Source organism: Microbacterium arabinogalactanolyticum, assembly GCF_030268005.1.
In the GTDB taxonomy this organism is placed as follows: Bacteria; Actinomycetota; Actinomycetes; order Actinomycetales; family Microbacteriaceae; genus Microbacterium; species Microbacterium arabinogalactanolyticum.
The window spans coordinates 935716-949581 of the sequence record NZ_BRZC01000004.1 but is presented as its reverse complement, the minus strand read 5'-3'; the positions used below and the strand labels follow the sequence as shown (position 1 = coordinate 949581).

Annotated in this window: 14 protein-coding genes; 11 read left to right on the top strand and 3 right to left on the bottom strand. The window is 68.3% G+C overall.

The window, feature by feature from the left end:
- Window positions 1-7: 7 nt before the first annotated feature.
- Genes MIAR_RS09035 through MIAR_RS09025 form a run of 3 tightly spaced genes read right to left on the bottom strand, consistent with a single transcriptional unit; the run spans window position 8 to window position 3277 of the window.
- On the bottom strand, window positions 8-1432 hold the full coding sequence (locus MIAR_RS09035) for a dihydroorotase (protein ID WP_285634416.1): 1425 nt from the start codon (window positions 1430-1432) through the stop codon (window positions 8-10).
- A 1-nt stretch (window position 1433) separates the two neighbouring features.
- Entirely contained in the window at window positions 1434-2336 is a 903-nt protein-coding gene (locus MIAR_RS09030; protein ID WP_285634414.1) for an acetamidase/formamidase family protein, read from the bottom strand.
- The gene (locus MIAR_RS09025) at window positions 2333-3277 is read right to left on the bottom strand and encodes a branched-chain amino acid transaminase (RefSeq protein ID WP_285634412.1); all 945 of its coding nucleotides are present in this window, start codon (window positions 3275-3277) and stop codon (window positions 2333-2335) included. The genes MIAR_RS09030 and MIAR_RS09025 overlap by 4 nt, the downstream gene beginning before the upstream one ends.
- 301 nt (window positions 3278-3578) lie before the next feature.
- Between MIAR_RS09025 and MIAR_RS09020 the strand changes: the two genes are divergently transcribed.
- From MIAR_RS09020 to MIAR_RS08970, 11 genes are all read left to right on the top strand, one after another.
- Window positions 3579-4466: an ABC transporter permease gene (locus MIAR_RS09020; protein WP_285634409.1), complete on the top strand. Its 888-nt coding sequence runs from the start codon at window positions 3579-3581 to the stop codon at window positions 4464-4466.
- Window positions 4463-5314, top strand: coding sequence for an ABC transporter ATP-binding protein (locus MIAR_RS09015; protein ID WP_285634407.1), 852 nt, complete (start codon window positions 4463-4465; stop codon window positions 5312-5314). The genes MIAR_RS09020 and MIAR_RS09015 overlap by 4 nt, the downstream gene beginning before the upstream one ends.
- A 1-nt stretch (window position 5315) precedes the next feature.
- Window positions 5316-6140, top strand: a complete 825-nt coding sequence (locus MIAR_RS09010; RefSeq protein WP_285634405.1) for an ABC transporter ATP-binding protein — start codon at window positions 5316-5318, stop codon at window positions 6138-6140.
- A complete protein-coding gene (locus tag MIAR_RS09005) occupies window positions 6137-7198 on the top strand; it encodes an ABC transporter permease (protein WP_285634403.1) in 1062 nt (353 codons plus the stop codon). The genes MIAR_RS09010 and MIAR_RS09005 overlap by 4 nt, the downstream gene beginning before the upstream one ends.
- Before the next feature lie 72 nt (window positions 7199-7270).
- Entirely contained in the window at window positions 7271-8098 is an 828-nt protein-coding gene (locus tag MIAR_RS09000; protein WP_285634402.1) for an MBL fold metallo-hydrolase, read from the top strand.
- Between the two features lie 11 nt (window positions 8099-8109).
- Complete coding sequence (locus MIAR_RS08995) at window positions 8110-8928, top strand: MBL fold metallo-hydrolase (RefSeq protein ID WP_285634401.1); 819 nt, start codon at window positions 8110-8112, stop codon at window positions 8926-8928.
- A 61-nt stretch (window positions 8929-8989) separates the two neighbouring features.
- Complete coding sequence (locus tag MIAR_RS08990; RefSeq protein WP_285634400.1) at window positions 8990-10591, top strand: ABC transporter substrate-binding protein; 1602 nt, start codon at window positions 8990-8992, stop codon at window positions 10589-10591.
- A 70-nt stretch (window positions 10592-10661) separates the two neighbouring features.
- Entirely contained in the window at window positions 10662-11333 is a 672-nt protein-coding gene (locus MIAR_RS08985) for a cysteine hydrolase family protein (RefSeq protein ID WP_285634399.1), read from the top strand.
- Between the two features lie 13 nt (window positions 11334-11346).
- On the top strand, window positions 11347-12051 hold the full coding sequence (locus MIAR_RS08980) for an MBL fold metallo-hydrolase (RefSeq protein WP_285634398.1): 705 nt from the start codon (window positions 11347-11349) through the stop codon (window positions 12049-12051).
- The gene (locus tag MIAR_RS08975; RefSeq protein ID WP_285634397.1) at window positions 12048-12866 is read left to right on the top strand and encodes an MBL fold metallo-hydrolase; all 819 of its coding nucleotides are present in this window, start codon (window positions 12048-12050) and stop codon (window positions 12864-12866) included. Before MIAR_RS08980 ends, MIAR_RS08975 begins: the two co-directional genes overlap by 4 nt.
- 81 nt (window positions 12867-12947) lie before the next feature.
- Entirely contained in the window at window positions 12948-13865 is a 918-nt protein-coding gene (locus MIAR_RS08970; RefSeq protein WP_285634396.1) for a polysaccharide deacetylase family protein, read from the top strand.
- Window position 13866: the final 1 nt, after the last annotated feature.

Below are 13866 nucleotides of genomic sequence, written 5' to 3'. Positions count from 1 at the left end.
CGGTCCCTCAGCAGGCCGGACGGCTGAGCACGTCCGACGACACGCGCTGGCTCTGCAGTTCCCCGACCGGACCGGCCACCAGGTCGCGGTCGTCGACCATCACCTGGCCGCGCAGCAGCGTCATCATGTTCCAGGCGCGGGTGCGGTACCCCTCCCACGGCGTGTAATCGGCCTCGTGCAGGTCCGCGGCGGTGACCCGCCGGTCCACGTCCGTGTCGATCACGGCGAGATCGGCGTCGCTGCCGACCGCGATCGCGCCCTTGCGCGGATACAGCCCCAGGATCTTCGCGGCGTTCGCCGAGGTGAGGTCCACATAGCGCGTGAGGTCGAGGCCGCGGCCCACGACGCCCTCGGTGTACGCGACGGCCATCCGCATCTCGACGCCGGCGTGACCGCCCGTGGCGTCGTAGATCGTGTTGCCTCGCGTCTTCACGTCGAAGTCCGTGCACACGCCGTCGGTGGCGAGCGTGCTGAGCGTGCCGTCGATGAGCGCCGGCCACATGTGGTCGCGATCGTCGGCATCCTTCAGGGACGGATAGGTGTGGTAGATCGCGCCGTGAGGCTCGCGGTAGTTCTCCGCGGAGAAGTAGGCGTAGTGCGGCAGGATCTCGCCGTAGATCGGCGCGCCCTCGCCGCGTGCCTTCCGGATGGCGTCGATGCCGACATTGGCGCTCACGTGCATCAGATAGATCGCGGCGCCCACGTGGCGCGCGAGCGTGATCGCGCGCTGGAACGACAGCTGCTCGGACAGCACGTTGTGCGCGTGGTGCATGTTCTCGATGCCGATCGCGCCCTGGTGCTTGAGACGGCGGTAGGAGTACATGACGATGTCGTCATCCTCCGCATGCACGGCGAGCATGGCGCCCGCGGCGGCGGTCTGCTCCATGATGCCCCACATGTTTCCGAGGTCGGTCTTCTGGTGCGGACGCGTGGGGGTGGTGTTGGTCATCCACACCTTCCAGCTGCCGTGGCCGTTCCACACGGCATCCGGGATCTGCTCCAGCACGCTGAACGGAACCTCGGGCTCCTTGAACGTGCCGTGCAGAGCGAAGTCCGTGTAGGTCTGGCCGTTCCACTCCGCGGCCTTGCGGGCGAACGAGTCGGAGAGGTCGTCGCCGGGCTTCCAGTGCGCGAAGTCGACCAGAGTCGTGGTGCCGCCGTAGATGGCGCCCTCGCTGACCCGGTCCGCTCCGAAGCACATGATCCCGCTCTCGGCGGCGGTGGGCAGCACGGAGTTCGTGTGCACGTGCGGGTCGACGCCGCCGGGCACCACCAGCTTGCCGCCGACGTCGATCACTCGGGCAGCGGAGTCGAGCGGGGTGGTGCCGGCGAAGGCGAGGGCGGCGATGCGGCCGTCGGCGATCGCGATGTCCAGCGGCTCGGCGCCGGAGGGGGTGACCACCAGGCCGCCGGTGATGAGGAGGTCGTACATGTCAGTCCTCTTTCGTCTGGAAGGGAGCGGTGAGCAGGTAGCGGGTGTCGAGGGAGACCTTCACGCTCCTGCGGGCGTTGACGAGCTGCGAGACCGCGACGTCGGCGGCGGCGGAGAGGAGCATGGCGGTGCGCTCGCGGGTCCACCCGCGGTCGGCGCGCACGATCGCCATCATCTCGTCGAGCGCGACGGTGGCCGCCTCGTCGAGGTCCTCGCCGTCACCGAGCACGATCATGCGATCCTCGGCGAAGACCACCGGTCCGCGCACGGGAGCGGGGCGCACGACGCGGCAGGACAGCTCGACCGAGCCCTCCATCTCGACGGCGGTGAGCGAGCACTCGCCGTCGCCCTGCACGGCGTGCAGATCGCCCGCGTAGAGCAGGCCGCCGTCCACCTGCGCGGTGATGAAGACGGAGGAGCCGCTGATGATGTCGCGGCAGTCCATGTTGCCGCCGTAGCGGCCCACGGTGGAGGAGTTCGGGCTGTCGCCCTCGGGGGCGAGGCCGATCTTGCCGATCATCGGCCGGATCGGGACGCGCACGTCATCCGGGAAGTGCGCGAAGCCGTCGTGCACCGGGACCACCATCCCGTGCATCTCCAGGGGCTCGCCGAAGCCTCCGCGACCCGGCATCGTGACCATGCCGCCGCGCTCGGCGATGCGGATGTCGTGGACATCGATGCGGACCAGGTCGCCGGGACGGACGCCCTCGATGCGCACGGGCCCCGTGACGGGGATGGAGAAGATCGAGAAGTCCTCGGCCGTCTCGAAGCGCGGATCGGTGAGCACGCTCCGCGCCTCGAGACGGAACCTCTGACCCTGCGCGACGGACAGCACCGGTTCGGCGCCCGGGTCGAACTCGCCCCGGGCGTGCAGGAAGTCGGCGTGCGCCGTCATCCCGGTCATGCCGAGGCAGTGCCGTAGACCGGCGTGACCCAGTGGCCGAAGCCGGCGATGCGGCCGCGCACGGCATCCGCGTACAGGCCCTGCAGGCTCGCCGTGATCGGACCGGCGGTGCTGCCGTCGCCGATCTTCGTGCGATCCACGGAAGTGACGTGGTTGACCTCTGCGGCGCTGCCGCAGACGAAGATCTCATCGGCCGAGTAGAGCTCGGTGCGGTCGATCGGGCGGATGTCGACGTCGAGGCCGAGCTGCGTGCTCGCCAGCTGCAGCACGCTGTCGCGGGTGATCCCCTCGAGGATGCTGTCCGTCGACGGGGGCGTGCAGAGCCGGCCCTGGCGCACCATGAACACGTTGTATCCCGCACCTTCCGCGACGTGACCGCTCTCGGTGAGCAGCAGCGCCGCTCCGTAGCCGTTGCGCTTGGCCTCCAGCAGGGCGAGGCGTCCGTTCTGGTAGTTGGCGATCGACTTGACCCGAGGCGGCATCGCGCGGTCCGAGAGGCGGGCCCAACTGGAGATCTGCACGTCGAGGCCCGTCGCGCCGAAGTAGTTGCCCATCGGGATCGCGGCCATGAACACCGTCGCGGGACCGGTGTCGTCCGGCTTGCCGTCGGGGGAGTCCACGAACACCTGCGTGCGCATGTGCAGGTTCGAGCGCAGCTCGTTCGCGCGGATGAGCCCGATCAGCTGATCGGCCAGCACGGCGGTGTCGGTGGGACCGTCGATCTCGACGACCCGCATGGAGTCGATCAGCCGGCGCATATGGTCCTCGACGCGGAACGCGTAGAGCTCGCCGTCCTCCTCGCTCCAGTACGCGCGGAAGCCCTCGAAGACGCCGACGCCGTACTTCGTGCTCGTGCTGAGCACGTGCAGCTGCGCGTCCGCGTAGTCGATGAGCTCGCCGTCGTGCAGCAGATAGCGGACCGGGGAGGGAGTGGGGGACATCGTCGTGCACCATCCTGTCTTCAACCAAGAAGTGTTGTCATCACCATAATGAAGATCAGGGCCGCTGAAGTCAATGCTGGGTGAAGCTCTTCATTCTGATGAAACATCGCACTCGGGTCGTCAGGTCAGGATTTACGCGTGTAGTCGACTTCAAGGGTTGACTCTCGCGTCGAATGTGTCTTCAATAAGTTGATGATCCGCTTCAGGATCTCGACGACGAGGTCACGACAGGAGTCCGCATGTCAGATCAGCCGCAGGCCGCCGCGCTTCCCGGAGCCGCCCGACACCGCAGCAGGGTCTCATGAGCGTGCAGTCCGCTCCGCCGACATCGGCGTCGATCCGCGCGGTGCGCTGGAGCCGGCGGGGCCGGCTCCGCCTGGGCGCGCGCTGGAACGGGATCGCGGCGACCATCGCCGTGATCGTCATCATCGGTCTGCCGGTGTTCGCGCTGATCGGCCCGTACCCGATCGATCCGTTCCGCCCGGACCCGAATGCGATCGGGATCGCACCCAACGGGGTGCACTGGTTCGGCACGGACGGCAACGGCATGGATGTGTTCGCTCGCACGATCGAGGCCGCCAAGCTCGACGTGCCCATCTCCGTGGCGGCCACGCTGCTCGCGCTGGTCGTCGGTGTGCCGATCGGCCTCTTCGCCACCACCGGGCGGGTGGGTGACGCGGTCATGCGGGTCGTCGACGCCTTCGCGGCGCTGCCGATCATCGTCATCGCGATCGTCGCGATCCAGCTCATGGGCGGCGGCGCCTGGAACGTCATCCTCGCGATCGCGATCGTCGGCGCTCCGCGCTTCGTGCGCCTGTCCCGGGCATCCGCCATCGCCCTGCGCTCCTCCCGCTACGTCGAGGCCGCCGTCGCCATCGGATGCTCGCCGATGCGCGTGGCGTTCAACCACGTCTTCCGCAACGCCTATGGCGTGGTGCTCGTGCAGGCCACGCTCACAGCCGCGAACGCGCTCGGCACGATCGCCGCACTGAACTTCCTCGGCGTCGGAGTGAACCCGCCTGTCCCCACCTGGGGCGCCATGATCAGTGACGGCGCGAGCATGCTGATCCGCGGGGAGTGGTGGGCCGCCGCGTTCCCCACCCTGGCGATGCTGCTGGTGATCGCCTCGTTCAACGTGATCGCCGGTGCGATCGAGAACCGGATCGAGCGAGTGGAGCGTGCCCGATGAGCGGCTTGGAAGTGACCGGCCTGGTCACCGATTTCGAGAACAGGACGACCTCCATCCGCGCGCTGCACGGCGTCTCGTTCGGCGTCGGCGAGAGCGAGGTGGTGGGCATCGTCGGCGAATCCGGTTCCGGCAAGTCCACGGTCGTCCGCTCCATCATCAAGCTGCTGATGCCTCCGGGGAAGGTGACCGAGGGGCACGTCGACTTCTACGGCACCTCGTTGCTGGACCTCAAGGAGCGCGAGCTGCGCCGGATCCGCGGGAAGGAGATCGGCTTCGTCGCCCAGAACCCCTTCAGCGCGCTGAATCCGGTGCTGCGGATCGAGAAGCAGTTCGACAACATCGCCAAGGCGCACGGCGCGCCGCGCGGCCAGGAACTGCACCGTCGCGCGGTGGACCTGCTCGAGGCCACCGGCGTGAAGGACGCCGAGCGCGTCATCCGCGGCTACGCGCACGAGCTCAGCGGCGGAATGGCGCAGCGCGTGGTCATCGCCATGGCGCTGTTCCTCAACCCCCGCCTCGTGATCGCGGACGAGCCGACCACCGCGCTCGACCTCACGGTGCAGCGCCAGGTGCTGGACACCCTCACCAGGCTGACCGTCGACAGCGGCCGATCGATGCTGATCGTGACCCACGACCTCGGTGTCGTCGCCAACTACTGCGACCGCGTCCTGGTCATGTACCAGGGGCGGATCGTCGAGCAGGGGCCGGTGTCCCGCGTCTTCGTGACACCGGAGCACGAGTACACGGCCTCCCTGCTGGACTCCGTGGTGCGTCCGGAGGAGTCGCCCGCGGGCGGCACCAGGAACATCGCCACCGTCGGCGCCCGGCCCAAGGTCATGGAGTACTGAGATGGCACTGATCGAACTCACCGACGTCACCAAGACCTTCGCCCTGCCCCACGGCGGCGCCAAGGTCGCTGTGGACGGGGTCTCGCTCTCGGTGGAGCAGGGCGAGTGCCTGGGCATCATCGGCGAATCGGGGTCGGGCAAGTCGACCCTGGGCCGGCTGATCCTGCGTCTCTACGATGCCGACAGCGGCTCCGTCGTGCTCGAGGGGCAGGACATCCGCGCACTCAGCAGACGCGAGCTGCGCCGCCATCGCCACCGCTGGCAGATCGTGTTCCAGGAGCCGTACGCCTCGCTGAACCCGCGCCTGACCATCGGCCAGATCGTCGAGGAGCCGCTCATCGTGCACGGCGGCTACGGTGGCCGCGCCGCTCGGCGCGAACGCGTGACATCGACGCTGCAGGAGGTCGGGCTCTCGCCGGATTTCCTGGATCGTCGTCCCGCCAATCTCAGCGGTGGTCAGCAGCAGCGTGTCGGCATCGCCCGGGCGCTGGTCACCGACCCGTCGCTGGTCGTGCTCGACGAGCCGACGGCATCCCTGGATCTCACGATCCGCGCGTCCACGCTGCGGATGCTGAACCGGCTGCGCGAGTCGCGCGGCCTGACCTACGTGTTCATCTCGCACGACATCGAGACAGTGCGGCATTTCTGCTCGCGCGTCGTGGTCATGCACCACGGCCGCTTCGTGGAGAGCGGCACCGCGCAGCAGGTGCTGGATGCCCCGGTCGAGGACTACACCCGCAATCTCATGGCAGCGGCCATGCCGCCGATCCCGTACCGCGGACGCGCGGCCGTGCTGGACGACCTCGACGTCTCAGGAGAATCATGATCCGCTACATCATCTCCCGTCTGATCATCGCCGTCCTGCTGCTGTGGGGTCTGATCACGCTCAGCTTCGGGCTGGTCTCCCTGCTGCCCGGCGACCCTGCCAAGGCGCTGCTCGGCGAGTTCGCCACCCCGCAGGACGTCGCCAGGATCAACGAGCAGCTGGGCCTGGACAAGCCCTTCCTCGAGCGGTACCTCGACTACCTGGTGCGGGTCCTGCACAGCGACCTGGGAACGTCGTTCTTCACCGGGAGCTCGGTGTCCGAGGAGCTCTGGACCCGGCTCCCCAACACGCTCGTCTACCTGGTCCCGGGACTGATCCTCGCGCTGATCATCGGCCTGGCGATGGGCGCGGTCGCCGCGTACCGCGTGGGACGCCTGCCCGACCGCACGTTCGGCGTGGTGGTGTCGATCCTCATGGCGATGCCGGAGTTCGTGCTCGCGCTGATCCTGCTGTTCATCTTCTACCAGCAGCTGAAGATCGCGCCGGCTCCGCTGGGCATGCTCTCGGCCCTCGACTCGCCGCCGCCGAAGGTGACCGGCTGGGTTCCCGTGGATGCCGTGATCGCCGGCCAGTGGGGGACCGTGGGCTCCATCCTCAGTCGCGCCGTGCTGCCGACGGTGACCATCGGGCTGTTCTTCGCGGCGGCGTTCGGCAAGACGGTGCGCACCGGGATGCTGCAGATCCTGGGGTCGCCGCAGATCGAGTTCGCCCGCGCCTGCGGACTTCGTCCGGGGCAGGTCTTCCGGTACGCGCTCACCGATGTGCGCGGTGCCCTGATGACGTACATGGTGCTGCTGTTCGCCGCGTCGCTCAGCGGCGCGGCGATCATCGAGAGCGTGTTCTCGTGGCCCGGAATCGGGGGCTGGTCCCTCGATGGCGTGCTGAAGGGCGATGTGCCGGTCATCCAGGGCTTCGTGCTCGTGATGGGCGCGACCAGCCTGCTCGGCTACGTGGTGCTGGACACCCTCATCACCCTGCTCGACCCGCGCACGCGGCAGAACGTCGCTCCGCGTCGCCGCGAGGCCCCTCCGCAGTCCGCCGTTGCGACGGCCGCCTGAGCCCGCTCCGCGCCTGCGGAAACCGTGCCCCGGGTCTTGACAACCATCGTCCATCTTCAATAGATTGAAGCCATGTTCACTAAAGTGCATGACGGCGGACTGACCGTCCTCGGCGGAGCCTACGAGCTCAGCGATCTCGTCAGCTGGGTCCCGCGCGGATCGACCGGCTACCAGGCGTCGAACTGCTACCTGCTGTCGGAGGGGGAGGACCACCTCCTCATCGACTCGGGGCTGGCAGTGCACAGCGAGCAGGTGCTCGACGACATCGCGGAGCTGATCGGAGAGGGCGGCGGCGTCTCGATGTTCTTCACCCGCCCCGAGATGGACTGCGTCTCCAACCTCGAGCCCATCGCGCGCCGCTTCGACATCCTCCGGCTGTTCACCGGCGGTGTCATCAACCCGTTCGACGCATTCGATGACGTGAGCAGGATGGCCCTCCGCGGGCGCCGCCAGCAGATCGACGGGACCCGCACCGCCGAGGGCGATGCGCTCGAGCGCTCGATGACCATCGAGGTCGCTCCCGGCCGCATCCTCGACGTCCAGTCGCCGCTGCTGCGCCTGCTCCCCACCTTCTGGGGCTGGGACGAGAAGACCGGCGCGCTGTTCACTTCGGACACCTTCACGCACGGGGTCATGGACCGTCCCGACGGCTACCGCTTCATCGACGACACCGTGCAGGACGACACGACGCCGGCGCAGGTCGCCGCGCATCTGTTCGCCAAGTACGAGTGGCTTCCCCGTGCGACGAAGCACCCGCTGCGCGACTGGCTCGTGGAGACCTTCGACCGCTTCGATCCCGAGGCCATCGCTCCCTCGCGCGGCGCCGTCATCCGCGGGCGCGCCAGCGTCCGCCGCCACCTCGACCTCATGCTGGCCGCACTGGCCGACGACGCCGCCTAGGAGACATCGCCATGGAGAACATCATCACCGAGACGATGGCCGCCGAGTTCCCCCGGGAGATCAGGCCGGGTGTCTTCTGGATGGGCGCCTGCCTGCCCTTCCACCTCGCGGACCGCGTCATCCACGGCCACAACTCGGCATACGTGGTCAAGGGCACCGAGGCGTCGATGATCGTCGACACCGGAAACCCGTCCAGCTGGCCCACCATCTCCGCCAAGCTCGACGAGCTTCTGGGAGACGAGCCGCTCACCTACGTCTTCCCGACGCACCCCGAGCTGCCGCACACCGGCAACCTGCCCCGGCTCGTCGAGAAGTACCCCGACATCAAGGTGGTCGGCGACATGCACGACTACCACCTCTTCTACCCGCAGATCGTGCCGAACCTGAACTCGCGCGTCCCCGGTGACGTGATCGACCTCGGCGGTGGACAGGAGGTGCGCATCGTCGAAGCGATGATCCGCGACCTCCCGAACACCCAGTGGGCGGTCGCGTCGCGCGAGAAGGTCATGTTCACAGCCGACGGGTTCTGCTACATGCACCGTCCCGAGCTCGATGACGAGGATCCGCTGCACCTCCCGGGGGAGTGCGCGCTCACCACGGACGAACTCTCCCAGCCCATCGCCGTCGAGAACGCCGCGTTCTTCACCGGCAGCGCACTGTACTGGGCGCGATTCAACAACGACGCCGATCGCGTCTACGACCGCGTCCTGGCGCTCGTGGACGAGCTCGGCGTCGAGATCGTCGCACCCACCCACGGGAACGTCATCACGAACGTCCGCGATGTCGAGCCCATCATCCGAGCGGGCCACAAGCAGGCCTACCGCTACTGAGGTCGGTCACCGCTCGCCCCCACCCACCCCTGCAATACCCGAAATCAGAACGGAACATGCAATGAAGCATTCACGTCTGGCTCTCCTCGGCGCAGTCGCCGCGGCGGTCTCGCTGGTCGTCACGGGGTGCTCCGGCACACCGTCGTCCGACGGGACGGCTCCGGCCGCGTCGAAGCCCGAGAGTGTCGTCGTCGCCGTCGGGGCGGTTCCCGACAGCCTGACCCCCTCGCCGTGGGGCGGCAGTGCCTCCCACGTCGTCCTCAGCGGCCTCGGCTCGCAGCTGATGGCGTACAAGGGAGCCGGCTCCGAGGAGAGCTGCCTCAAGCCGTCGACCGACCTCACCGGACGCCTCGCCGAGAGCGCCGAGCTCAACCCCGACGGCACCGGCGTCATCGTCAAGCTCCGCGACCTGACCAGCCAGTGGGGCAACAAGCTCTCGGCCGAGGACGTCGCGTGGAGCCTTCAGATCGGCATGGTCCGTCAGCCGGTCATGAAGGGCACGCTGACCACGAGCGGGTTCGATGTCGACAACCTCACCAAGATCATCGATGAGCACACCATCCAGCTGAACACCAAGGTCGTCACCTCGTACACGCTCGCGTCGCTGCAGAACAACCTGTTCTACATCCACGACAGCGTCGAGGCCAAGAAGCACGCGACCGCGGACGACCCGACGGCCAACGACTGGCTCTCCAAGAACCTCGCGGACTACTCCGGCTGGGACCTCGAGGAGTTCACCCCCGGCACGTCGCTCACGCTGAAGGCCGACTCGCACTGGGAGGGCAAGCGCGGCTCCGTCAAGCGCGTCGTCATCAAGGCCGTGTCGAACACAGCCACCCGCAGCCAGCTCGTCGAGTCCGGTGAGGCCCAGGTGGCCGGGTCGTTCGAGTACGACCAGTACGCCTCGCTCGCGAAGGCCCCCGGCGTGCAGGTGCTCGACTGCGTCGGACAGACGCGCGACACGCTCATGATCAACACCAAGACCGGACCCCTCGCCGACCCCGCGGTGCGTCGCGCCGTCTCGCAGGCGATCGACCGTGCTGCTCTGGTCAAGGGTGCGTACTCGGGCTACGGTGAGCCGTCGAAGGCGATCTTCCCCGGTGTGAAGGCGACTCCGAGCTACACCTTCGACAAGGCAGCGGCCAAGAAGGCGCTGGCGGATGCCGGTTACCCGGACGGGTTCGACATGGAGCTGAGCTACAGCGTCACGCGTCCCGGCCCGGTGGCCGAACGCTCGGCGGTGCTGATCCAGTCGATGCTCAAGGATGTGGGCATCCGCGTCGCGCTGAAGAACATCGCGAGCACCACGGACTTCTCCACCGCCGTGATCGATGGCCGCTATCAGGCGATCCTCTACTCCGAGCCGATCGTCATCAACGATCCGGCGTTCTACAGCTACGCGTTCTACGCCGGCGGCGCTCCGAGCAACAGCACCGGCTGGGCCGACCCCCGCTTCGACGAGGCCCGTCTGAAGATGGCCGATGTCAAGACCAGCGAGGCCGATCGCAAGACGCTGCTGCAGGACGCCGCGGACTACATCGACGAGGGCTCGCCGATCCTCGCGCTCGTGCAGACCAAGAACATGCTCGCGAGGCAGAAGGGCCTGACCGGGGCGAATCCGCTCACCAACAACCAGATCTACTTCGCCGCCCTCGGCGGCTGACGAGATGACATCACCCCGGTGCCGGTCGGAGAGCGATCCCGGCCGGCACCGGGTCTGAAAGGAGAACGACATGATCGAGATCTGCGGCAAGCAGGTGCGCGACACCTTCGCTGAACTGCTGGACCCGGCCACGACCGCACTGGTCGTCATCGACATGCAGAAGGGCGCGGTCTCCAAGGGCGGGGCCATCGCGGACTCGGGCCACGACATGAGCATGATGCCGCGTATCGTCGACCAGTGCGGTCGCGCGATCAGGGCCGCCCGGGCGAACGGCGTGCCGATCTTCCACATCTGCGTCGAGAACCTGCCCGACGGCAAGAGCTCGACGGCAGCCTGGTTGCGGGCCCTGTACACCGTGGGTCAGGGCCGCTCGACCGACCTCGGCAGGCTCAGCGCCAAGGGGGACCCGCTCACGGAGTTCACCGAGGCATGCGAGCCCGAAGGCGATGAGATCGTCATCCGCAAGCGCCGCCAGAGCGCGTTCGTCGGCACCGAGCTGGCCATGCTGCTGCGCAGCCAGGGCATCGAGTCGGTCGCGATCGTCGGGGTGTCGACAGGCGGATGCGTCGAGGCGACGCTGCGAGATGCGGGCTCCAACGACTTCTACGCGGTGCTGATCGACGACGCGGTCGGCGCGTACGACGAGACCGTGCACGAGGCGGCGCTGACCGTCATGCGCGCCCGCCACGACCACTGCTCGCTGGACGAGGCCATCGCGGTCTGGGAGAGCGCCGCTCGCTGAGCGGGGCACGCTGATGTCGGCCACCACAGTGCACCGCCTCGGCGGTGACATCGACCTCGACGAGCGAGTGAGCTGGTGCCCTCCGGGGGTGCGGGCCTCGCAGCCCGTCAGCTGTTATCTCATCATCGGCGAGACCGGTGCACTGCTGGTGGACACGGGCATCCGCGCCCACGAGCAGGAGGTGCTCTCCGCCCTGCGGGAGCTGTACGACGGCGGCGTCCCGCTCTCGGTTCTGCTCACCCGCACCGAGATGGAGTGCTGCCTGAACCTGCCGGCCATCGAGTCGCGGTTCCCGATCGCCGCGGTCTGGTACACCGGGGGCATCACCGTGCCGCGCTCGCACGCGGAGGTGCGGCGCGTGAGCGTCGAGCCGGGCGCGTCGCAGTGGATCGAACCGCACCCCGGCATGCGCATCGAGCTCATCTCCCCGATGATGCGGCTGCTGCCCACCCTGTGGGTGCACGAGCCGGAGACGGGCACGCTGCTCACCTCGGACGCCTTCACCCACGGTGACGGGCCGGCCGAGAACGGCCTGGCGAAGTTCCGCTGGTTCACCCGCGCGGAGACCGGGGACATCGCGGCGCACGTGCGGTCGGTCGTCGCGGAGAGACGGATCTCACTGATCGGTCCCGGGTACGGCCGGTCGTTCGAGGGCGAGGAGGTGGCGGAGCAGACCGCCGCGCTCTCCGCCGCCATCGAGAGGATCGGACTGTCATGACCGCCGTGTTCGAGTCGCCCCGCCGGATCGCCGACGGCGTGTACTGGCTGGGCGGATGCCTGTCCGCCTTCGGCCACGGCGAGGAGGTGCACTACCACGTCAACGCCTATCTGGTGATCGGCGAGGAGCGCACCGCGCTGATCGACACCGGCGACCCTGCGCATCGCGCGGTGGTCCTGGCTCAGCTCGACGAGGCTCTCGCAGGGCGGACCCTCGACTACCTCGTCCCCACCCACCCCGAGATCCCGCACGCGGGGAACCTGCCCGCGCTGATGGAGCGGTTCCCGCAGGCGACCGTCCTCGGCGAGGTGCGCGATTACCATCTGCACTTCCCGGAGTTCGCCGATCGCCTGCGCGCGGTCCCCGCCGGGCAGTCCGTGGATCTCGGCGGACGGGAGCTTGTTCTGATTCCCGCGCACATCCGCGATCTGGAGAACACCACCTGGGCGTGGGACTCCGGAGCCGGGGTGCTCTTCGTCTCCGACGGCTTCTCGTTCATCCACGACGTCCCGTCGCCGGACGAGGAGGCCGACGAGCCGGCGCATCTCCCCGGTCAATGCCGTCTCTTCTCCGGGGAGATGCCCGAGCCCCCGTCCGTGGCGCAGGCGGCGTACGGCACGGGCCGGGCTCTCTACTGGACGAAGTTCGTCGACGTCAGCGACGCCTTCACGGCCATCGAGGGCCTGCTCGACGAGCATCCGACCGGCTTCATCGGACCCGCGCACGGCAACGTCATCGACGATGTCGACGGAATGCTGCGCACCTCTCTCGCGGCGCACCGAGCCGTGTATCAGGGCAGGGGGCTCGGCCAGTGAGAATTCACTATAATGAAGATTGGACTACCGGAGTGAACGCAAGGATGCTGCCGCCCGGTCTCGGAGGAAGAAGCACCGACCATGCGTGATCTCATCGGATACGGAGAGCACCCGCCCGTCGTGGGCTGGCCGAACGGCGCGCGTGTGGCGGTCTCGCTGGTGCTGAACTACGAGGAGGGCGCCGAGCTGTCGATCGAGGCCGGCGACGAGCGCGACGAGGACATCTCGATCTTCGGCGGCTGGTCAGCCGACCCCAGCCGTCGCAGCCTGATGAAGGAGTCGTTCTTCGAGTACGGCAGCCGCGTGGGCATCTGGCGCTACCTCGGCATGTTCCGCGAGTTCGGGGTTCGCTCCACCGTCATGGCCTGCGGGGTCGCCCTGGAGCGCAACCCCGAGGCGGCGCGTGCGATCGTCCGCGACGGGCACGAGATCTGCGGGCACGGGTACAAGTGGCGCGGCCTGGTCGGCATGACGGCCGAGGAGCAGCGGGCCGAGATCCGCCGCTGCGTCGCCTCCATCGAAGAGACCGCCGGTGTGCGGCCCACCGGATGGTACGTCCGAGAGGGCATCACCGAGGAGACCCGTGACGTCCTGGCGCAGGAGGGGTTCCTTTACGACTCCAACTCCTACTCCGACGACCTGCCCTATTACGTGGACACAGAGCAGGGTCCGCACCTGGTCGTGCCCTACTCCGGCGACACGAACGACGCCCGTTTCTGGGGGAGCGGCAGCCTCGGCAGTCCCGACGACTACTTCGCCGTACTGCGCGACACCCTCGACTGCCTGCTCATCGAGGGGGCGGAGACGCCCCGGATGATGTCGGTCGGCGTGCACCTGCGCATCGGAGGCCGCCCCAGTGTCGCGATGGCCGTGCGCCGCTTCCTCGCCTATGCGCAGGAGCAGCAGGGCGTCTGGTTCGCGACGCGTGAGGAGATCGCGCGCTGGTGGCTGGAGCACGCTCCCGCCGGGAGCTCGCGCGAGCTCGAGGAGGCGCGCTGAC